Origin of the sequence: Enterococcus sp. C53 (genome assembly GCF_040887425.1) — a bacterium.
Classification (GTDB): domain Bacteria; phylum Bacillota; class Bacilli; order Lactobacillales; family Enterococcaceae; genus Enterococcus_B; species Enterococcus_B hirae.
The window spans coordinates 193877-217317 of record NZ_JBFOFT010000002.1 but is presented as its reverse complement, the minus strand read 5'-3'; the positions used below and the strand labels follow the sequence as shown (position 1 = coordinate 217317).

Here is a 23441-nt window from a genome sequence, read left to right as displayed (position 1 = left end):
AAAAGATAAAAAAACGGATTGATACACCATCTATCCTAAGACCTTTCGTTGACAAAGCTTCGTAAACTAGCTTGGACACGTGGGTTATTTAGATGCTGTTGCCGTTTCTGTTCGATGACATTTTGCACTTTTTCAACGGCACGAGTTGTAGTCGATGAAAAACTTTTTGGCTGTGACAATATGGGTGAGTCTACCCGTGCTTTTTTCAGACTTAGGCCCATGGCGCTAGGATCCGATTCTGAATTTCTTCTCTTCCTCTCTCCTTCTGATTTCATTTCTTGACTCTTTTCATATTTTCCTTTCACTTGGTCTGAGCTATTTGATCTAAGCTCGATTTGATGAAAACGTTTGGTCAATTCATCCATAGATATTGGTTGTAGTGGTTGGTGACTCGTGCTTTGGTACAACGGATTGTTTTTAACTAGAGATAACACTTCATCTTTATGGATAAACCGCAGTTTTCCATCGGAATTAGGAACGGAATAAAAAGAAAATTCTGTCGCAATCTCGTTAACTGTCCTCCCTTTCTTTTCTTCATTTCGGATGTAATCACATATTATTTCTTGGACCTCTTCTGGTGATAAATTATATTGATATGAAATTACTCCTATATTTTGATTCTCCTTATACTCACTAACAATGATTTCACGCAATGGATCTATTCTATTCGATTTAGTGTAGATTTGATGAAACTGGTTTGTTGATTCAGCCATAGATATTGGTTTTGGTGGTTGGATCGTGCCTTCTTGTATCAGATTTTTCTTAACTTCAAAGACCTTTCCAGATTGATGGATAAATAACACTTGTCCATCGCCTGTATGAATGGTAGAAAAATATAACTCTGCCGCAACCTCATTAATCCGTCTCCCCTTCTTTCCTTTATTTACTATGTATTCGCTTATTATATTTTGTACCACTTCTAGCGGTACATTATATTTAGCTGAAATCATTTTTATATTTTTTTTCTTTTTATACTCACTAATAATAGATTTACTCAATAGATCTAAGCTATTTGGTTCAGGGTCGGTTTGATGAAACTGGTTTGTTGATTCAGCTATAGATATTGGTTTTGGTGGTTGGATCGTGCCTTCTTGTATCAGATTTTTCTTAACTTCAGAGATTGCTTTCTCAATGATAGGTGGTTCTGGGGTGTTTAATTCTGGTTGAGATTCGTTCTGAATTTTATTCACTATCTCTTGAACGGCTTCTTCGTTTATCTTTAGCGTACATGCAATTTCATTAATGGATACATTTTTTTCAATTGCTCCCTCTACATATATCTTATAAATTTGAGCCAACGTGCAGCCATTTCTTTCCGCAAATCCTTGAATTTTTTGGTTCTTTAATATATTGTTTTTAATATACTGATATGGAAATGTTTTTATTTCAGTTTGAGTTAAACAAAGCTGGTTACTTATTTCTTGTCTAGATATTCCCCTAATTGAATGATCTATAATAAATTTAGCCATTCGATGTTTCACCATTCTCGGAGTCCAGTCCAATTCGGTTGCAATATCACCAATTTTTATCCCTTTTCTTAGTTTCTTGACAAGCTCTTCGAAGCTTAGTTGTTCAAGTACCCTTTCTGGTTGTGTTTTTAATAATAAGGTATTTGTGTTTTTACTTTCTCCCTCTAACTTATTATTTTTTTCAACTTTTTTGAAAGTCTCAAGTATCCTCGGATATCCATCTAAACTCACAGGTAATATAATATTTAATTCTTCCCGTGTATATCCTTGATGAATCTTTTTTATTGCATAATCCTCTATTATCGTTTTAGTTTTTTCTACCGAAATATTCAAGCTTTCAGAGATATTCTTTATGTTTTTCTTTATTTTTAGCTTGTGAACGACCAATTTTTCCATCACATAATCTTCTGAACAACCAATATTCTCAGCAATGAGAGGGATATCACTATGCCTTTTAAAACTATTTTGGATAAATGCATGTTTTTTGTCCATTATACTAATTGAACTTTTATGTAGTCTTTCAGCTATCTGAAGTACCGAAAAACCTTGGTATATGCTACGTGCGATTTCTAAATTAAGTATCCTATAAGCATTTGGTCTACTAATCTTTAGTTGCTCGATAAGTTCTTCATGACTTATTTTATTTTCAAGTCCTTGAATGAACTCTACTCGTATTTTCTTCATTTCCTCCTTATTGTGGCGTTTTAGAAACGCTAATTTTTTTGAACTATCTTTATTGGGGCGCATCTTATGAATGGATTTTTTCATTTCAAGTGCGCCTTCGATATACATTAATTGAATCTGATCGAACGTAGAACTGTTTAACCAAGCAATATGTTGCATTGTATTAGCCTTTAACTCTACTGTAAGATAGTTGTATACATTTTTTTCATTTGAGCTGTTGTTAACCAAAGATAGGTAGAAATGTGTTGTTTAGGGGTTCCCTTACTCGATTCACTGATAATAAATTGCGCTATTATCATTCGAATTGTTTTATGACTTCTATTCAACTCTTGTGCAATTTCCTCAATATTTTTACCTTTCTTTCTTTGGATAGCAATATAATTAATTAGATATTTATTTAATTCACTTGATGTTATTTCTTCTAACTTGTCTTTTCTATTTTCTTTGTAAAAATTAATTATTTCATTTTGTCTCCTACTTTCTACTCCTTTTTCTCCTGATTCGTTTTCCTTTTTAACTTCAAGGTAGATATTATAGACTCTTGGATTCTCAGCCAAATTAAGATGCAACATTTTATGCAATTCTTCCAGTGTGTATCCTTCCTCACAGATTTTTCGTATTGCACAATTTTCTATTATCTTTTTAGTTTCTCCTAATGAAATAGAAACACTCTTAGTAATATCCTCGATATTTTCCATTTTTTTCAGCTTTTGAATAATTATTTTTTCAAGAACATACGCCTTCGTGCCACCTATCTGCTGAGAAATGGAGTCAATCCTAGAGGAAGGTGGAATCTCAGAAATGGAATTATTACTTGAGGAATCCGAAAAACGTCTTAGAATATAGTTGTGTTTGTTTCTGTGAATTTCCTCAATGGGCTTGTGAAATCGTTCAGCTATTTCAAGTTCCGTAAATCCTTGACTTAGTTTACGTGCGATTTCAAGCAATTTGATTTCAACCACTATTTTACGGGATATCTTCAAGCTATCTGCAATTTCTTCATCTGTTTTTCCTTGTTCATAACCTTGAACAACCTTGGCTCTCAGTATTTTATTCAGATATTTCATGATACTATTCTCCTTTGTTTTTAGTAGCAATAACCGTTATCAATGGGACTTGCTACTTACTTTTTAACATATTAAAGGACACTGATTAGAACTTTTTTTGGAAATATAATAAAAAAAGATTCTGAGACAAATACTTGTCCCAAAATCTTCATTAATTAAAAAATTAAAAATTTTTTCACTTAACTTGCTTCTTCGCGCAACTTTTCTGCAAATTCATTAATCTTTCTGATTCGATGATTGATTCCGGATTTAGAGATCGCTCCTGATGGAATCATTTCTCCTAGCTCTTTTAAACTGACTTCTGGGTGCTTTAATCTCAATTCTGCAATTTCTTGCAATTTTTCTGGTAGTGCAGTTAATCCAACTCTACTTTCAATCAATTCAATATTTTCGATTTGTTTTGCTGCAGCATCAATCGTTTTATTCAGATTGGCTGTCTCACAATTGACAAGTCGGTTGACTGAGTTTCGCATATCACGTACGATACGGACATCTTCAAAGCGCAACATCGAATTCGTCGCACCAATTAAGGTTAAAAAGTCAGCAATTTTCTCTGCGCCTTTTAAGTATGAAATATAGCCGTTTCGACGTTCCAATGTTCGAGCATGAAGACCATAATAATTTAACATATCACAAATGTCTTGATTATGTTGTTCATAAATGGAGAAAATTTCTAAATGGTAACGACTAGTTTCAGGGTTATTGACTGAACCAGACGCCATGAATGCTCCTCTTAGATAGGATCGCATTTTTTGTGCATTTCCTAAAATTTCATCAGATACATGCCCATTGAACATCATTCCGTCCATGATATCTAGATCCATCAGTACATTTTTCGTTCCTTGTTTCAAACGAACGATATAGACATTATTCTTTTTCAATTTCATTTTTTTTCGAACGAGTAACTCGCTTCGGACATTATAATGATCTTTTAAAAGAGAATAGATCCGTCTAGCGATAGCTGCATTTTCTGTTTGAACGTTTAAGATAAATTGTTGATTTACAATCCCTAAAGATCCATTCATTCGCAAAAGTGCAGCTAATTCCGCCTTTGCATGTTCGCGGTGAACTTCAAGTCCAGTAAGTTCTTTTTTGACATCTGCCGCAAATGACACCCTATTCTCCTCCTTTCTTTTAGTAACCTACCGTTTAATATTTGGAACCAAAAACCAAACGAAATAGCTCTTCCACAACTTTTTCACCATCATGGAAGACACCTCCATTTTTTAATTCTAAAAAGTCAGTCGAAATCACTCGACAACCTTCATTCCGTAATCCATGAAAATCATGGGTTACTTGTACGAGGTATTCATCGTAAATTTCAGGATCCATATAACCTGGTGGTACTTTTTCTGTGTTAACTAAAACAGTATCAATAAATGGTCGTTTCAAATGTTCATGCAACACCCGAATATGATCAGCATCTGTAAAATGTTCTGTTTCACCTTTTTGTGTCATGATATTACAAATATACACCACTTCGGCTTCTGTTTTAGCTACTGCTTCTCCAATTTCTTGGATGACCAAATTAGGTAAAATGCTAGTAAACAAACTACCCGGTCCTAAAACGACCATATCTGCCTCCATAATGGCAGAAACAACTTTTCGTGCTGGTTTGGCTTCGCTATCATCCGTGGTATTTCGCACATAGACATGATCAATCGTTTTTCGATCGACCGCAATTTTTGATTCCCCCACCGCAGTAGTACCATCTTTAAAAACTGCATGGAGTGTTAATGGTGTTTCAGAAGAAGGATAGATATGACCGTCCACATGCATCATCTTAGATAGGAGTTGTACTGCTTCGTATGTACTTCCTCTCATTTCTGCGACAGCGGCAATGATCAAATTACCGATCGTATGATTGGCTAAAAATTGATCTTCTTTTTTAAAACGATACTGAAAGATATCTTCATAAAATTGGGGCATATCCGACAATGAAACCAACACATTCCTCAAATCGCCAGGGGGCGCCATCGCAATTGATTCTCTGATTGCACCGCTACTGCCCCCGTCATCTGCGACAGTTACGATTGCTGTAATATCAGCCCCTTGGTTACGCAAGCTTTTTAAAATAACCGGTAAGCCTGTGCCACCCCCAACGACAACGATTTTGGGCTTTCTTATACGGTAAGTTTTCATCTTCACGAGCGATTCACCGTCTCTTTCCGTTTATCTTTGTCACGGTGAGTCACATTGACTTTATAATTTTCTTTCAAAGCACCTGATAAACGTTCTGTTAACGCAACTGAACGGTGTTGCCCTCCGGTACAGCCAATAGCAATCGTCAAGCTGCTTTTACCTTCTTTGATATATCCTGGTAAAACCGTCTGTAATAAATCTAAAAACTTATTATAAAACAGCTCAGTTTCATCAAATGACATCACATAGTCATAAACTGGTTGATCTTTTCCTGTCAAAGGTCTTAATTCAGGAATATAGTGGGGATTTGGTAAAAAGCGTACATCCATCACGATATCTGAATCAATTGGCAAGCCATATTTGAATCCAAAGGAAACAAATTCGATTCGAAAGCCTTGATCGCCTTTGGTCTTAAACGTTTGATTGATTTTTTCCCTTAACTGACGTGGTGTTAAAGTCGTCGTGTCTATAATGACCGAGGCCTGCATCTTTAGATCATTCAGTATCGCACGTTCTTTACGAATTCCTTCCGTGACTAAACCGTTCATTGCCATTGGATGGGTACGTCTTGTTTCCTTGTATCGTGCGACTAATTCTTCATCGGATGCATCTAAAAATAAAATCGACGTATCGATAAAATCCGTATTCTCAATTTCGACTAACATATTTTGGATTTCTTCAAAAAACGAGCGTGAACGCAAGTCTACCACTAATGCCATTTTCGTCACTTTACCCGATTCTTTGATCAATTCCCAAAACTTTGGAATTAGATTTGGTGGCATATTATCAATACAGAAATACCCCATATCTTCAAAACTTTGAATAGCGACCGTCTTCCCAGCGCCACTCATCCCTGTGATGATTACTAGTTGTAAATTATCAGCCATATCAAACGGCCCCCTCTCATATCTCTTCCTAAAATTATATCACTTCCGGGCGTATCATTACCAGTTAAACATTCTTAAAAATGAAGTTGTCGATAAAAATAGGGACAAATACCACTGTAGGTATCCGCCCCTAATCTTTGCTCATAAAAGTTTTCAACTTGATATGGTAGCTTGTCGGTGTTGTAAGGCACGGGCGATCGTTTGATCAGCTAAGATTGACTGTGCGTCAATGACGGGATATTCATTTTCCCCTACATACTCTTGCATCAACGATAATTCTGTACAGCCTAAAATAATTTTCTCGCAATCAAATCGCGCCACCGCTTCTGCCAAAATTTCGTAGTATAGTTCTTTGTTTAAATAATCTGATTCTTTGATATCATGATAAATCAAATGGTTGATTTTCGCCTGAAGTTGAGCATCAGGAATGACAGCCTCAAAGCCTAGCTGTCTCACTTCCTTTTCATAAATTCCAGCTTTCATGCTACCTTCCGTACCTAGGATGGCTACTTTACCAGTTGTATTTTGTCTGACAAGCTCATTTGCCGCTTCTCGTGGCATATGAAGAATCGGAATCTCAGTGGCTGCTTGAAGTTCATCAAAGAAATAATGAGCTGTATTACACGTTAAAACGATAAAATTTGGTTTGAGTAAATTTTGTTTTTCAACATCATCTAGTAGGTAAGGCATTGGACTTTCTTGTTCCCTATCTAAAATATAAGCCGTTCGATCAGGAACTGTCGCATGATTAAATAATACATAATTTAAATATTCCTGATCTTTTGAGGCTTTGGTTCGATGATTGATTAGACGGACAAAACTCTCTGTGGCCATCGTTCCCATTCCGCCCAAAATACTAAAAAAGTTTTCCATGAATCAACCTTCTTTCACATGAAAGTATTTTTTAAATCGAGGAATGTAATTTCTAAACATATACTTCATCAATAACCAGCGTTTGAGCGAACGATCTTTCTCATAAAAAACAGTCGTTCCATAACGATTTTCTTTAATCATTTTTTCTGCAACTTTTTTGTCTTCATTTGCTTTTGCATAAGTTAAAAAGACCTTGTTAGGTACACCCATCCATAATTTTGCTTGATCCGATTGGCTTGTCCCATAGGTAGTCCCTGTGAATGGAACTTCAAATACACGGTCTTCTGTCACAAATTTTGCTAAATTCAAGCCATTAAGAGTGACAAAGAAACTGCTTCTTCCCTGACGAAGGTTGATTTCAAAAAGTTTGTATTCACCATCTCTTGGATCGTATTTCATATCAAAATTCGCAAAACCAGTATAGGAAATATCTTCTAAAAATCGTTTAATCGTTTGATAGATCTTTTCATTATAATCTGGCATGATCACCACATAATTACCAATCGAAGCTGGTGTTGGATCTTCTAGTAATGGGTGACCTAAACACATCATTCTTACTTGATGGTTTTCATCGACATAAGCATTTAACACACGCATATTACTATCATCCCCAGGAATGAAATCTTGGACGATCATTTCACTTGTATAACCTGCTTCGTAAATACGACCTAAGATCAAGTCAAATTCTTCACGATTATCGATAATAAAGGCTTTTTTTCGACCTTCAAATTGGACAGATAAGTATTCTACGCTGTTTGCCGGCTTTAATGCCACTGGAAAGTCAAATGGTAACTCTTGATTCAAATGCCCATCAACTAACATTTCTTTTCTAACAATCAACGTTTTGGGATAAGGTAACTGGTATTCCTCGCAAACTTCATAAAAACTAACCTTATTAATCAGACGTTTAAATAACGAATAATCGATGTAAGGACAAATAAAATACTTTGAGAGTTCTTCTTTATGCTGAGAAATCAGTTCTGCATAGCCATCTCCACATGCAATCAAGAGATACTTCTTCGTTTGATCTGAATATTTCTCTCTTGCTAAACGTAACATGGACTCAATAAAGACCGGATCTTTATCAAAACCAGGAATTACGTCTACTTTGACAATTTTGCTATAGCGAGTTGGTGCCAACTGATTTGATGCATACGCCTGGCAAACTTTGCCATACGCTTCATGAAATGAACGTGCCATTCCATAGACATTCATGTCGCTACCCAATAAAATAGGAATAAATTCTTCGTTTACATTACTGTTCATCATTATCTCTCACTTACTCATAATCTCTAGTTTTCTTTTTCAACTACACAAGGAATATCATACCATAAAGAAAAAAGCAATCAAAGGAATCTCCTCCGATTGCTCAATTCTTTTTTGAACGGATTGAACTTATAGGAAGTTTTTATCTATACCAATTAGTGTAGAAAGAACTACCATGTTTCGTATTTTAGTCTATACTAGTCAATAAAACAAGAATAGATACTTGATTTTAATTTTTTTTTAACTATCCAGTTGGTTTTCACCATTCATGATTTTTTTTAAGTATCGACCAGTATAACTCTCTTTCACCTCAATGATTTCTTCAGGTGTACCAGTGGCTAAAATCGTACCGCCACCTTCCCCGCCTTCTGGTCCAAGATCAATAATATGATCAGCGGTTTTAATAACATCAAGGTTATGCTCGATCACTAATACCGTATTCCCTGCATCTACTAAACGTTGCAAGACATCAAGTAGCCGGGCAATATCATCTGTATGCAAACCAGTCGTTGGTTCATCTAAAATATAAAAGTTCTTACCATTCGCTATTTTGTGTAATTCACTAGCGAGTTTCATCCGCTGTGCTTCCCCACCAGATAATGTTGTAGCTGGTTGCCCCATCGTAACGTAGCCTAGACCAACATCGACAATGGTTTGAAGTTTTCGATGAATCTTAGGGATTGGTTGGAAAAATTCAACGGCATCTTCAACCGTCATTTCTAAAATATCTGCAATACTTTTCCCTTTATAATGAACTTCTAGCGTTTCAGAATTATATCGCTTCCCATGACAAACTTCACAAGGAACGTAAACATCAGGTAGAAAGTGCATTTCAATCTTAATAATTCCATCGCCTCGGCAGGCTTCACAACGTCCACCTTTAACGTTGAAACTAAAACGGCCTTTTTTATACCCACGCATTTTAGCTTCATTTGTTTGTGCAAATAAATCTCTAATATCATCAAATACACTAGTATATGTCGCAGGATTGCTTCGTGGTGTGCGCCCAATCGGACTTTGATCGATATCAATGATTTTTTCAATACTTTCATAACCGGAAATTGATTTGAATTTACCAGGTTTTGCTGAATTACGATTGATTTTTTGTGCAAGAGCTCGTTTTAGGATACTATTGACCAATGTACTCTTACCTGAACCGGACACACCAGTCACCGCAACAAATTCACCTAAAGGAAATTCCACTGAAATATTTTTCAAATTATTTTCCGTTGCCCCAGTGATTTTGATAGCTTGTCCATTCCCTTTTCGGCGTTCAGTTGGAACTGGGATACTCTTTTTACCGGATAGATATTGTCCAGTTAAAGAATCTTCATCAGCAGCAACTTCTGCTGGCGTGCCAGCTGAAACGATTTCTCCTCCTTGATGCCCCGCACCAGGACCCACATCAATCAAATAATCTGCCGCACGCATCGTATCTTCATCATGCTCGACCACGACCAGGGTGTTCCCTAGATCACGCATTTTCTTCAATGAACCGATCAAACGGTCGTTATCTCTTTGATGGAGTCCGATAGAAGGCTCATCTAAAATATAAAGAACCCCTGAGAGATTCGAGCCAATTTGAGTGGCCAAACGGATCCGCTGTGCTTCTCCTCCTGAAAGAGTTCCTGATGCACGACTCAGCGTTAAATAATCGAGACCAACATTTTCTAAAAATGAAAGTCGATCATTCACTTCTTTTAAAATCGGTTTAGCTATTACTTTTTCTTGGTCTGAAAGGGTCAAATTTGAAAAGAAGTTGACCGCTTTTTGGATAGACAACTCGTTCGTTTGTCCAATATTCGTTCCATTGATTTGAACGGATAAAGCTTGAGGATTCAAACGATACCCATGACAAGTTTGGCAAGTCAATTCAGTCATATATTGTCTCATTTGCTCTCTTGTGAAATCACTGTTCGTATCATGGTACCGACGCTTAATGTTTTTCAATACCCCTTCAAAAGTTGTTTCAACATCACGAACACCACCGAAATCATTCTCATAGTGGAAATGGAACAGCTCGTCTGTCCCATTGAGCACGATTTCTTGATGTTCAAGTGGCAACTCTTCAAAAGGCGTCTCCATATCAATCCCATAACTTTCACAGGCTTGAGCTAGCATCTGAGGATAGTATTGTGAACTGATTGGATTCCAAGGGGCGATCGCTCCTTGACTCAACGTCTTCGTACGATCAGGTATCACTAAATCTTGGTCCACTTCTAATTTGACACCAAGACCATCACAATCAGGACACGCACCAAATGGCGCATTGAAAGAAAACAGTCTTGGTTCCAATTCACCAACAGTAAAGCCACAATAAGGACAAGCGTAATGCTCGCTAAACAGCATTTCCTCTTCTCCGATGACATCAATCAAAACATAGCCTTCTGCTAAACGCAAGGCAGCTTCGATTGAATCAAACAAACGTGAACGGATTCCTTCTTTTATGATGACACGGTCTATGACAATTGCGATATCATGCTTTTTATTTTTTTCTAATTCTGGTACTTCACTTAAGTCATAGATTTCTCCATCCACTCGAACACGTACGTATCCTTCTTTTTGAATACGTTCAAAAACTTTTTTATGTTGGCCTTTTTTCTTGACAATGATCGGCGCAAGAACTTGAATTTTAGTTCGTTCAGGTAATTCTAAAACTTTATCAGCCATTTGATCAATAGATTGGCTGGTGATCTCAATGTGATCATTCGGACAGATAGGATGCCCCACACGTGCAAACAGCAATCGGAGATAATCATTGATTTCTGTGACAGTTCCTACTGTTGAACGAGGGTTTTTACTAGTTGTTTTTTGATCAATTGAAATTGCTGGACTTAGCCCATCAATACTATCAACATCCGGTTTATCCATTTGCCCTAAAAATTGCCGTGCATAAGCAGAAAGACTTTCGACATATCTTCTTTGTCCTTCTGCATATAATGTATCGAATGCTAACGAACTTTTCCCAGAACCAGATAATCCAGTGACCACCACAAATTTATCTCGCGGAATTGTCACATTGATGTTTTTTAAATTGTGGGCTCTTGCACCATGGATAATTATTTTATCATTTGCCATATAATCCCCCTACTCTGACGCCTTTAGTTCAAGAATCATATCCCGTACATTTGCGGCTGTCTCGAAATCTAATGCTTTAGCAGCATCTTTCATTTCTTTTTCTAATTTCATTAATAATGTAGCTTTTTCTTCTCTTGTCATTTCTTCATAGGATACTTGAACCGTTTCTTTTGCATCATCTTCGGATTCTTTCGTGATGGAAATCAAATCACGGATCTCTTTGATGATCGTTTTCGGCACGATACCATGCTCTTGATTATATTGTTCTTGGATACTACGTCGTCTAGAAGTTTCATCGATAGCCTTGCGCATCGAATCAGTCACTTTGTCCGCATACATAATCACTTTTCCTTCTGCATTCCGCGCTGCACGTCCAATCGTCTGTACTAAAGAACGTTCGCTCCGTAAAAAGCCTTCTTTATCTGCATCCAAAATCGCTACTAGCGAAACTTCCGGTACATCAAGTCCTTCACGTAACAAGTTGATTCCTACAAGTACATCGAATTCACCTAAACGAAGATCACGAATGATTTCGGTACGTTCTAATGTTTTGATATCACTATGCAGATATTTGACTTTGATTCCTAATTCTTTAAAATAATCAGTCAAATCTTCAGACATTTTCTTTGTCAATGTAGTTACAAACACGCGCTGATCTTTTTCAACTCGTTCATTGATTTCTCCTACCAGATCATCAATTTGCCCCATGATCGGCCGCACTTCGATGATTGGATCTAGTAGTCCAGTTGGTCGGATGATCTGTTGAATCACTGTATCCGTTTGTTCATACTCATATGGACCAGGCGTAGCAGATACATAAACGATTTGATTCACGTGCTTTTCAAACTCTTCTAATCGTAACGGACGATTGTCTAATGCCGATGGTAAACGAAAACCATAATCGACTAACATCTGTTTTCTTGCGCGGTCACCATTGTACATTCCCCGAATTTGCGGCATTGTCACATGCGATTCATCAATAATCATTAATGAATCTTCGGGAAAGAAATCAAGTAATGTGTATGGTGGCTCACCTTCTTTTCGACCATCCATGTGTCGCGAATAATTTTCGATTCCAGATGTATAACCCATCTCTAACATCATTTCAATATCATAGTTCGTTCGTTGTTCTAGCCGTTGAGCCTCTAACAATTTATTCTCATTCCGCAAAACTGTCAAACGTTGTTCCAGTTCCGCTTTGATATTTGCAACCGCATGTTCCATGTGTTCATCATTTGTGACAAAGTGAGTCGCTGGAAATATCGCCACATGCTCAGTTTCTCCCAAGACCTCACCAGTCAACGCATTGACTTCACGAATCCTTTCGACCTCATCACCAAAAAATTCAACACGCAACGCACGTTCATCTCGACTGGCTGGAAAAATCTCCACAACGTCCCCACGTACTCGAAAACGACCACGTTGAAAATCAATATCGTTGCGCTCAAATTGGATACTAACTAAATCACGAATCAATTGATTACGATCAAGCTCAGCTCCTTGTCTAATTGAAACGACTTGTTTTTGATACTCAAAAGGTGAACCCAAACCAAAGATGCAAGAAACAGAAGCAATCACGATCACGTCATTTCGTTCTAATAACGAACTGGTTGCCGAATGTCGTAACTTATCAATTTCATCATTGACACTAGAATCCTTTTCAATGTAAGTATCACTTGAAGGGACATAAGCTTCAGGTTGATAATAATCGTAATAAGATACAAAATATTCAACTGCATTATTGGGGAAAAATTCTTTGAACTCCCCATATAATTGTCCAGCTAATGTTTTATTGTGAGCAATAATCAATGTTGGCTTATTCACTTTTTCAATCAAATTCGAAACGGTATACGTCTTCCCTGTACCAGTTGCTCCTAAAAGTATCTGAGCTTTCTTTCCACCAACTACCCCATCAACTAACTGTGTAATGGCTTCGGGTTGATCTCCTGCTGGTTGATATTTTGACACCAACTCAAAGTGTCGGGAGGTATCTCTTTCTATCATATTTCATCCTCCTTTTCATTCTTTCCTCTTCATTTTACGACCACAAAAAAGAAAAGGAAAGCAAAGGCATTCCTTGTTGACTTATTATACCACACCGAACATACTTTCGCTACTTTTGAGTTTTTTCTTTTCTACTATATTATATAAATTCATACATGTATTATGTAGTAAATTAGGCAGCAAAATTATATATCAATAAGGTCCCTTAAGTAATTATTTATCTTACGTTAGATTCCTCTCTACATTTATTATGTTACATTTTATAACATAGATTGTTACAAAATGACATTTTTTTTATTTTTTTCAGCAACTCAGCTTGTATCTATTATTAGTTTTCGCATATAATAGGAAAATATGAAAAGTTATTGAAATTTTAGGAGGTTAATTATGAAAAAAAAGCATTTGCTTCATACGATTATTTTCATAATGACAGGACTTGTCACATTTGCGCTTAGCAATCCTGTACAAGCTGACGATAAAACTACTGCTGACTCAAGTACGAGCGAGACGATGCAAAAAATAGAACCTAAGAAAGAGACGTATGTCATTGCCAGCGATTCAGCTTTTGCACCTTTCGAGTTTCAAAACGCTGAAGGCAAATACGAGGGAATTGATGTTGGATTAATGGAGGCAATCTCCAAACTGCAAGGATTTAACCTACGTATGGATTATCGTGGTTTCTCTGCTGCGCTACAAGCGTTAGAATCTGGTCAAGCAGACGGAATGATCGCAGGAATGACTGTGACCGATGAACGAAAAAAAAGCTATGATTTCTCAGATCCTTATTTTGAAAGCGGGATTCAAATCGCTGTCAAAAAAGGAGACAATTCAATCAAGTCCTATGAAGACCTAAAAGGAAAAACAGTAGGTGCCAAAGTTGGAACTGAAAGTGCTGATTTTTTAAATGCCCACGAAGACCAGTACGGCTATACCATCAAGTACTTCGATTCTGCAGATCAGTTATATGACGGATTGAGAGTTGGAGCAATTGACGCCATGATGGACGACTACCCTGTTATCGGCTATGCAATTAAAAACAATCAACAATTAGAAACACCGATTGCTAAAGAATCTGGTGGTAAATACGCTTTTGCTGTGAAAAAAGGCCAAAATCCTGAACTATTACAAATGTTCAACGAAGGTCTAAAAGAATTAAAACGAACTGGCGAATACGATAAAATCATCAACAAATATATCTCAACAGATAATACGCCTACTAAAGCCAGCAAAGATGAATCTACACTAACTGGTCTATTACAAAACAACTACAAAGTTTTACTAAAAGGTTTATGGCAAACGATCTTATTAACTTTAATTTCATTCGCCTTGGCATTAGTTGTTGGTGTTATCTTTGGTTTATTCAGCGTAGCGCCAATCAGAGCCCTACGAACAATTGCAAGTATTTATGTCGATGTCATCCGCGGTATTCCAATGATGGTTCTTGCATTCTTCATCTTCTTTGGATTACCAGGTATCGTCGGATTTACTATTCCCGACTTCATTGCCGGGATTATCACACTAACTTTGAACGCCAGCGCTTATATCGCAGAAATCGTTCGTGGTGGGATCAAAGCTGTGCCAGTTGGTCAAATGGAAGCTTCTCGCAGTTTAGGACTTTCATATAATCGAACCATGCAAAAAATCATCTTACCACAAGCAATCAAGATCATGTTGCCATCTTTCGTGAACCAATTCGTTATTTCATTGAAAGATACAACAATCATCTCAGCGATCGGTGTGGTAGAGTTACTGCAAACTGGTAAAATTATCGTTGCACGTACGACACAAAGTACGTACGTCTATCTAATTATTGCTATCATGTATTTGATCCTCATTACTATTCTGACAAAATTAGCAAAAGTTTTAGAAAAGAAGGTGAAATAAGATGGCTGAAAAAATTCTAGTTGAACATCTTGTAAAAAAATACGGTGAAAATACCGTTTTAAATGATATCAATGTTTCAATCAACGAAGGTGACGTTGTTTGTATCATCGGTCCTTCCGGTTCAGGAAAAAGTACCTTCCTACGTTGTTTAAACCGTTTAGAAGAGCCTTCAGACGGCGAAATCATCATTGATGGGGCCCACTTAATGGACAAAAACACTGATATCAATTTGGTAAGACAACACATCGGAATGGTATTCCAACATTTTAATTTATTCCCACATCTTTCAGTGCTAGAAAACATTACATTAGCACCAATGGATTTGAAAAAAGAATCAAAAGAAGCCGCTGAAAAGAAAGCAATCAAATTGCTACAAACCGTCGGCCTTGAAGATAAAAAAGACATGTATCCAGAAATGCTTTCTGGTGGACAAAAGCAACGGGTCGCTATCGCTCGTGCTCTAGCGATGAATCCTGATATCATGCTCTTCGACGAACCAACTTCTGCACTAGACCCGGAAATGGTCGGAGATGTCTTGAACGTCATGAAAAAATTAGCTAAGCAAGGGATGACGATGGTTATCGTTACACACGAAATGGGCTTTGCTAAAGAAGTTGCCAATCGTGTCATGTTTATTGATGGAGGGAATTTCCTAGAAGATGGCACACCACAACAAATCTTTGAAAATCCACAAAATGAACGAACAAAAGATTTCCTAGATAAAGTACTAGATATTTAACCTTAAGATGATGAAATTGTTAAAGACCGTTGCAAAAGGATGCCTATCCCTTGCAACGGTCTTTATTTTAAAGGCATTTATAAAATCGACCAGAAATAACACTTACTTCCTTTTTGTCCTCTTCTTTCGTCCCTGCTTTAATTATTTGTTTGCCACTTTCTCCTGTCTAAATAAAAAAAGCAAATCAATAAGAGGCTGGCGATTTTCCAGCAATTAGATGTTGGTCTAACTGCCAGAGATGCTAGCTGAATTTATTGATTTGCTTTTCTTTTATTTTCTTTTCTTACCGCCAAAGGCATCTTTCACTTTATCAAAGAAGCCATCTTCTTGTTGTTCTTCTACTTTGATGCCGCCAGCTTCAGCAAAAGCACGCAATGCTTCACGTTGCTGTTCATTTAAGTTCTTCGGCGTGATCAACTTCACTTTCACATGTTGATCCCCAGTAGCTCCTCCACGAAGTTTAGGCGCTCCTTTGCCACGTAAACGGAAATTCGTTCCTGTTTGCGTACCTGCCGGAATTTTAAGTTTGACATCTCCATGAACGGTTGGTACTTTTACTTCATCACCTAAAGCAGCTTGTACAAAACTCAATGGCAATTCGTAATAGATCTCTGAACCATCACGATCGAAAATATCACTTTCTTCCACACGGAATACAACATATAGATCACCAAATGGTCCGCCGTTTTCTCCAGCTTCACCTTGACCTGCCAGACGCATTTGTTGTCCTTCTTCTACACCTGCTGGTACATTCACCTTAACAGAATGTGCTTTCTTTTCGTGACCAGAACCATGACAAGTCGGACAAGGATCTTTGATTTCTTTACCAGTACCATGACAAACGTCACAAGTTTGACGACTCATCACACGGCCAAGTGGCGTTTGACGTTCCACATTGATTGTCCCTGATCCATGACACTTATGACAAGTTGTTGGTTGTGTTCCAGGTTTCGCACCATTTCCATGGCAAGTATGACAAATTTCTTCTCGGTTATACTTGATTTCTTTTTCTACGCCAAAAATCGCTTCTTCAAAAGAAAGATCGATCGTATACTGTAAATCCGCACCCTGTCTTGGCGCATTAGGGTCTACCGTACGACCGCCACCGCCAAAGAATGAATCAAAGATATCTTCGAAGCCACCAAAACCGCCACCTGAAAAGCCGCCAAAACCACCAAAGCCGCCACCGGCTCCACCAGCGCCATAGTTTGGATCGGTACCTGCGTGTCCATATTGATCATAAGCTGCCCGTTTTTGCGGGTCACTTAAAATTTCATAAGCTTCTGATACTTCTTTGAATTTTTCTTCTGCATCAGCTTCTTTATTGATATCTGGATGATATTTTTTTGATAGCTTTCGATAAGCTTTTTTAATTTCATCTTCAGAAGCTCCTTTTGAGAGCCCTAAGACTTCATAATAATCACGTTTTGTTGCCATAGGCTTTCCTCCTATTGGTTCTCATCATTTCCACGTCGCTTGTTATCATATCATACTTTTACGAAAACAAAAACTGCTACTTTCAAGTATTTAAAAAAGGAAGCTAGTTTAAGGCTCATACCTAAGTCAAGTTTTCCAAATTGAAGAAAGAATGTTCCTCAAATCTTATCTTATGACCAGATCGAACTACCTCAAAGCAACAGCTATTGTCCAAGAAATTCTCCCATTGTTCTTATGACTTCTGTTATTCAACAGGCATAATCATGCACATCAAATCTCCAAACAATAAGGTCTCTATTTTGCGCATCATTCTTGAAAGTGAACGCCTACTAACCTTTTAGACCACGCTAAATTTAGAACTATCGGAAAATAATCCGAAGAATCTCGAAAATATGAGAATCTATTTTCGCATTCTTCGGATTATTTCTTAGAGCTGATCTCTTTTGCTAAACCTTCTTTCAAGCATTGGCACTAAAAACGAATGGTGAAGTAAATTGTTGTATAAACTTCGATTCACTCGTCTTTTAGATCCTGCTTAATATTGTTTAACAACGTATTCAAAAGGTTGTATTGTATGATAACAGTCCCAGCTAGAGAAGGGGAAAACCTTCTCTACTGAAACTTGTCATTTCTACTAAACAGCTAACGATTATTTAATGAGATTATTTTTTGTCGTCTCCGTCGACTTCTTCAAAGTCAGCGTCTACTACATCATCTGCACCTGTTTGCGCTGCTTCTGGATTTTCTTGTGCTTGTTGTTGCGCAGCTTGTTCATACAATTTAACTGTCAAATTTTGCACGATTTCATTCAATGCATCACGTTTTGTTTTCATTTCTTCGATATTGTTTGCTTCAACAGCAGCTTTCAATTCATCGCGAGCTTCTTCCGCTTTTTTCACTTCTTCTGCGTCAACTTTACCTTCTAATTCTTTTAGTGTTTTGTCAACTGAGAATAGTAAAGCATCAATATCGTTACGTAAATCCACTTCTTCTTTACGTGCTTTATCTGCTTCTGCATTCGCTTCTGCATCTTTTACCATGCGTTCGATTTCATCATCAGTTAGACCTGAAGAAGATTTAATCGTGATTTTTTGTTCTTTTTGTGTACCTAGGTCTTTAGCAGAAACATTCACGATACCATTTTTATCAATGTCAAAAGTAACTTCGATTTGTGGCACACCACGTGGTGCTGCAGGAATATCTGTTAATTGGAATCTTCCTAACGTTTTGTTATCAGCAGCCATCGGACGTTCACCTTGCAAGACATGGATATCTACAGCAGGTTGATTATCTGCAGCCGTTGAGAACACTTGTGATTTACTTGTAGGGATCGTTGTGTTTCGATCAATTAATTTAGTAAAGACGCCACCCATTGTTTCAATACCTAATGATAACGGAGTAACATCAAGTAACACAACGTCTTTGACATCACCTGTGATAACCCCACCTTGGATAGCAGCACCCATCGCTACTACTTCATCTGGGTTTACAGATTTGTTTGGTTCTTTTCCAGTTTCTTTTCTTACTGCTTCAACAACTGCAGGAATACGTGTTGAACCACCAACTAAGATAACTTCATCAATTTCAGATTGTGATAAACCAGCATCTTTCAAGGCTTGTCGTACTGGAATTTTTGTACGCTCTACTAAATCAGCGGTTAATTCATCAAATTTCGCACGAGTCAATGTCATTTCTAAGTGAAGAGGACCTGCTTCGCCAGCTGTGATGAACGGTAAGCTGATTTGTGTGCTTGATACTCCAGATAAATCTTTTTTCGCTTTTTCTGCAGCATCTTTCAAACGTTGCAATGCCATTTTATCTTGTGATAAATCAATGCCGTTTTCTTTTTTGAACTCAGCTACCATGTGATCAATGATTTTGTTATCGAAGTCATCCCCACCTAGATGGTTATCTCCAGCTGTTGATAGTACGTCAAATACGCCATCACCTAATTCAAGGATAGATACGTCGAACGTACCACCACCAAGGTCAAATACTAGGATTTTTTCATCACGATCTGTTTTATCCAAGCCATAAGCAAGCGCTGCAGCAGTTGGTTCATTTACAATACGTTCAACTTCTAAGCCAGCAATTTTACCAGCATCTTTTGTTGCTTGACGTTGTGCATCATTGAAGTAAGCAGGCACAGTAATAACTGCTTTTTCAACTTTTTCACCTAGATAGTCTTCAGCGAATCCTTTGATATATTGAAGGATCATTGCAGAGATTTCTTGTGGTGTATATGATTTCCCTTCTACTTCTACTTTATAGCCTGGTTCACCGATATGGCGTTTGATCGATGAAATCGTATTTGGATTCGTTACTGCTTGACGTTTAGCAACTTCACCCACTTGAATTTCCCCATTTTTAAATGAGACAACAGAAGGAGTTGTACGGTTACCTTCTGGATTTGCAATAATTTTTGCTTCGTTTCCTTCTAAAACAGCTACTGCTGAATTGGTTGTACCTAAGTCAATACCGATAATTTTACTCATAATTAACGTCTCCTTATCTTAGTTAATTTTATATCATGACATTATTGCGCAACAATAACCATTGTTGGTCTTAATACGCGGTCATGTAATTTGTAACCTTCTTGTAGTACTTCGACGATTGTGTCAGCTGGAAGTTCCTCAGTCGCTGGCACGGTTTGTACAGCTTGATGGAGGTTCGGATCAAAAGCCTCTCCTTTTGCTGGGATTTTTTCGATTCCTTCTTCTTTAAGTGCTTGTTTCAAGCTTTCTAGTACCATTTCAACACCTTTTTTCAAACTTGCACCCTGATCATCAGCCACATCTGTAGCCAAAGCACGCTCTAAGTTATCAATTGAAGGTAATAATTTTTTAGCAAGATCTTGTGAACGATATTTTTGTAATTGTTCACGCTCATTTTTACTTCGATTTGCAATATTTGCAATCTCAGCTCGAGCACGTAAATATTTATCTTCCAACTCTTCCATTTCAGCCTTTAAATTTAAACGCTCAAATTCTTCAGCTTCTACGTCAGAGACACCTGAGTCTTCCGTCGCTTCCGTATCGATTTCCGTATCTTCTTGAATATCCGCTACGTCTTTTTCTAACTCTTCTTTTTTTTCTTTCACAAGACACACTCCTTTTCGTTAATCAGTCAGTGATTCGTTTTCATGCTAAGATCCAGTCAAATCAATTGATCGATAATAATCAGCAAGCTTGTTCGCTAATTCTTGACGATAGACATCTACCAGACCCAGCATTTTTGAATAAGGCATACTGGTTGGTCCCAACAAGGCTATTGTACCTCGACCGTGTCCAGCAATCTCGTAACTTGCTTGGATCATGCTCATATTTTGTAAAAGCTCATTTCCTAATTCAGATCCAATTTTGATGTGGATGTTACTATCCGTTGGGACGATCATTTGGGTTAATTCATAAGTATCTGTCATAAACGAAAACATCGATTTGAATTGCTCCAGATCTTGGTGGAGTTCATAATCTAGTAGATTCATTTGCCCACTTACATAAATTTTGTCTTCAAACGCATGTCCGAGTATCGTATCAAAAAGATTTGATATCCCTTCAGTTGTCTGAAAATATCTATGCAAAATCATTGGAATCTCTGTCCGCAATTTATGATAGACAGTCATCAATGGATCTCCCACCAATCGTTCATTGACAATGCGAACAATTTTTTCTAAATCTTGGCTTCCTAGATTTTCAGGAAGTGTAAAAACTTGGCTTTCTACATTTCCTTTATCGGTTACTACAATCGCAATCACTTGACGACTATTTAAAGGAACAATACGAAAACCAGTCAAACGGCGGTCTTTAATTTCTGGGCCTAACGAGAAGGTTGTGTAACTAGTTAGCTCGGATAAAATCTCAGCAGATTGTTGAATAATCTCGTTAATTTCATGAAATTCTTTGCTTAAAGACAGCCGAATCTGCTGCAGATCATCATTGGTTACACGAGCAGGTTTTAGCAAATGATCCACATAATGCCGATAACCTAATGCTGAAGGAATCCTTCCTGATGAAGAATGAGTTTTAAGTAACAACCCAGCATCTTCTAAGGCTTTCATGTCATTACGGATCGTTGCTGAGCTTGCCTTGACTCCATCTTCCATTAAGGTTTTGGAGCCAACGGGTATACCGCTACTCGTATAGTTTTGGATGATCAGACGTAAAATCTCACTTTGTCTTTGTGTTAACATCTTCTTCACCTCTCATTAGCACTCATATCTTCTAAGTGCTAACCCACTTACTAATATAGCAAGAAGCGCATAGTGTGTCAAGAAAAAGAACACCACTTTTAGCACTCTCATTTAACGAGTGCTAAAAGCGGCATTCTCTGATAAATACATTGATAGATCAACACGAAAGATAAATAGGTTTCTTAATACCTTCCATTATTTAATCGATCTATAAAGAAATTTAAAGGTTTTATTGACCTCTCACAACTATTTTTCAAGCAAGAAACGTTCAAATACTTCATTTCCTAGAAAAGTTCCTTTTGGCGTTAAATAAATTCGATCGGATTCATTGACCAATAATCCTTCTTTTTCTAAATCTGTCAAAACCTTTGAATAAAGCGATTCGATTGTTTGCTGATAACGTTCGTAAAAATGTTGTTTGGAAATTCCTATCTTTTTCCTTAACCCAAGAAACATTTCTTCCTCGATTTGATTTTCTCTTAAAAGTACTTCAGTTTCCAAAACAGGGAGTTCTCCTGCTCTTAATGGACGTAAATAATGTTGAATCGGTCCCTTATTACGGTATCGTTTATTCCCAAGATATCCACTTGCACCTGCGCCAAAGCCGAAATAATGATCATTGTTCCAATACATCAAATTGTGTTTTGATTCATGCCCCTCCAACCCAAAATTACTGATCTCATATTGATGACGTCCCTTTTTTTCCATTGCTTGTATGGTTTCTTCAAACATCCGCGTTTCGGTTTCTTGGTCAGGCAGTTCTAAACGCCCTTGCCGCACCCAATTCATAAACATCGTTTTATTTTCTAAAATCAATGAATACAATGAATAATGGGGCAAATCAAGTGCAAGTGCTTGATTCAATGTCTCTCGATAGCCCTCTAATGTTTGTCCAGGTAACGCATAAATCAGATCAATACTCACATTCGTAAAGTTTTCTTCTTCTAAAAAACGCATTGTTTGGTAAACATCCTCTGCGGTATGTTTCCGCCCAATTTTTTTCAGCAACCGATTATCAAAAGTTTGCACCCCCATTGATAAACGATTCACTCCATAATTTTTCATGACCTGAAGCTTTTCTTTCGTTAGATCTCCAGGATTCGCTTCAACCGTAAATTCTTTTCCTTCTTTAAAAGGCAATATTTCCCTAGCGCCTGCTAACAAACGATCCAATTGCACTGCAGTCAAAGACGTAGGTGTCCCACCACCAACATACAGTGTTTCTAATTCTTTTACAGGATGTTGTTTAAGTGTGATTTCCATTTCTTTTAGAAGCATCTCGACATATTCATCTACGGGTTGACCTTCTAAAAATACTTTATTAAAGTCACAGTAATAACAGATATGCTCACAAAACGGGATATGGATATACGCAGAAACCTTTTGTTCTGCGGGATTGGTTGTTTCATTCATTAAACTAAATTCTCCTTACGTCGAAAAGTCGTACCTGTTTTCGACCTTCTTTAAACGGTGTTCAAGCGATTGCTTCTACGGAATTAAGTTCAAAAAATTCAAAAATATGGAAAGCTATTTTCGATTTTTCGCTCTTAATTCTTGAAGCAAACCATCGCTTTCACAACCTCTCATATACGCATACTAACCGTATTTTCCAAACAAATCCACTAAAAAATCCAAGAATCGACTTCTTGGACTAGTTTTTCTTTGGTTGTATTGGTTACTTGGTTATAAATTTCTAAAGTTGTTTTCATGTTGGAATGACCC

The 23441-nt window shown here is 37.3% G+C and carries 16 protein-coding genes; 2 read left to right on the top strand and 14 right to left on the bottom strand.

The window, feature by feature from the left end; translation table 11 throughout:
* Window positions 1–35 precede the first annotated feature (35 nt).
* The 9 genes from AB3I42_RS03940 to uvrB form a co-directional block, all read right to left on the bottom strand.
* Entirely contained in the window at window positions 36–2237 is a 2202-nt protein-coding gene (locus tag AB3I42_RS03940; protein WP_368022288.1) for a hypothetical protein, read from the bottom strand.
* A gap of 92 nt (window positions 2238–2329) precedes the next feature.
* A complete protein-coding gene (locus AB3I42_RS03935; protein WP_181933738.1) occupies window positions 2330–3220 on the bottom strand; it encodes a hypothetical protein in 891 nt (296 codons plus the stop codon).
* Between the two features lie 179 nt (window positions 3221–3399).
* Window positions 3400–4335: a DNA-binding protein WhiA gene (gene whiA / locus AB3I42_RS03930; protein ID WP_010718951.1), complete on the bottom strand. Its 936-nt coding sequence runs from the start codon at window positions 4333–4335 to the stop codon at window positions 3400–3402.
* 34 nt (window positions 4336–4369) lie between these two features.
* A complete protein-coding gene (gene yvcK / locus AB3I42_RS03925; RefSeq protein WP_181914436.1) occupies window positions 4370–5368 on the bottom strand; it encodes a YvcK family protein in 999 nt (332 codons plus the stop codon).
* Window positions 5365–6249 (bottom strand): RNase adapter RapZ, encoded by an 885-nt coding sequence (gene rapZ, locus AB3I42_RS03920; RefSeq protein ID WP_010718949.1) that lies wholly within the window; start codon window positions 6247–6249, stop codon window positions 5365–5367. Before rapZ ends, yvcK begins: the two co-directional genes overlap by 4 nt.
* A 153-nt stretch (window positions 6250–6402) precedes the next feature.
* A complete protein-coding gene (locus tag AB3I42_RS03915; RefSeq protein ID WP_010718948.1) occupies window positions 6403–7122 on the bottom strand; it encodes an amino acid racemase in 720 nt (239 codons plus the stop codon).
* Window positions 7123–7125: 3 nt separating this feature from the next.
* Window positions 7126–8391, bottom strand: a complete 1266-nt coding sequence (locus AB3I42_RS03910; RefSeq protein ID WP_010718947.1) for a D-aspartate ligase — start codon at window positions 8389–8391, stop codon at window positions 7126–7128.
* A 237-nt stretch (window positions 8392–8628) separates the two neighbouring features.
* Window positions 8629–11466, bottom strand: a complete 2838-nt coding sequence (gene uvrA / locus AB3I42_RS03905) for an excinuclease ABC subunit UvrA (RefSeq protein WP_131773462.1) — start codon at window positions 11464–11466, stop codon at window positions 8629–8631.
* A 9-nt stretch (window positions 11467–11475) separates the two neighbouring features.
* A complete protein-coding gene (gene uvrB / locus AB3I42_RS03900) occupies window positions 11476–13470 on the bottom strand; it encodes an excinuclease ABC subunit UvrB (protein WP_010737740.1) in 1995 nt (664 codons plus the stop codon).
* Between the two features lie 387 nt (window positions 13471–13857).
* On the opposite strand from uvrB, the gene AB3I42_RS03895 reads away from it, so the two are divergent.
* Complete coding sequence (locus AB3I42_RS03895; RefSeq protein ID WP_010737741.1) at window positions 13858–15354, top strand: amino acid ABC transporter substrate-binding protein/permease; 1497 nt, start codon at window positions 13858–13860, stop codon at window positions 15352–15354.
* Window position 15355: 1 nt separating this feature from the next.
* Window positions 15356–16093, top strand: a complete 738-nt coding sequence (locus AB3I42_RS03890) for an amino acid ABC transporter ATP-binding protein (protein ID WP_010718943.1) — start codon at window positions 15356–15358, stop codon at window positions 16091–16093.
* A gap of 270 nt (window positions 16094–16363) precedes the next feature.
* Here AB3I42_RS03890 and dnaJ read toward each other — a convergent pair whose 3' ends face one another.
* The 5 genes from dnaJ to hemW form a co-directional block, all read right to left on the bottom strand.
* The gene (gene dnaJ, locus AB3I42_RS03885; protein WP_010718942.1) at window positions 16364–17530 is read right to left on the bottom strand and encodes a molecular chaperone DnaJ; all 1167 of its coding nucleotides are present in this window, start codon (window positions 17528–17530) and stop codon (window positions 16364–16366) included.
* A 662-nt stretch (window positions 17531–18192) separates the two neighbouring features.
* On the bottom strand, window positions 18193–20025 hold the full coding sequence (gene dnaK / locus AB3I42_RS03880; RefSeq protein ID WP_010718941.1) for a molecular chaperone DnaK: 1833 nt from the start codon (window positions 20023–20025) through the stop codon (window positions 18193–18195).
* Between the two features lie 41 nt (window positions 20026–20066).
* Window positions 20067–20630, bottom strand: a complete 564-nt coding sequence (grpE, locus tag AB3I42_RS03875; protein ID WP_010718940.1) for a nucleotide exchange factor GrpE — start codon at window positions 20628–20630, stop codon at window positions 20067–20069.
* A gap of 45 nt (window positions 20631–20675) precedes the next feature.
* The gene (gene hrcA, locus AB3I42_RS03870; protein WP_010718939.1) at window positions 20676–21719 is read right to left on the bottom strand and encodes a heat-inducible transcriptional repressor HrcA; all 1044 of its coding nucleotides are present in this window, start codon (window positions 21717–21719) and stop codon (window positions 20676–20678) included.
* 246 nt (window positions 21720–21965) lie between these two features.
* A complete protein-coding gene (hemW, locus tag AB3I42_RS03865) occupies window positions 21966–23132 on the bottom strand; it encodes a radical SAM family heme chaperone HemW (RefSeq protein WP_010737743.1) in 1167 nt (388 codons plus the stop codon).
* Window positions 23133–23441: the final 309 nt, after the last annotated feature.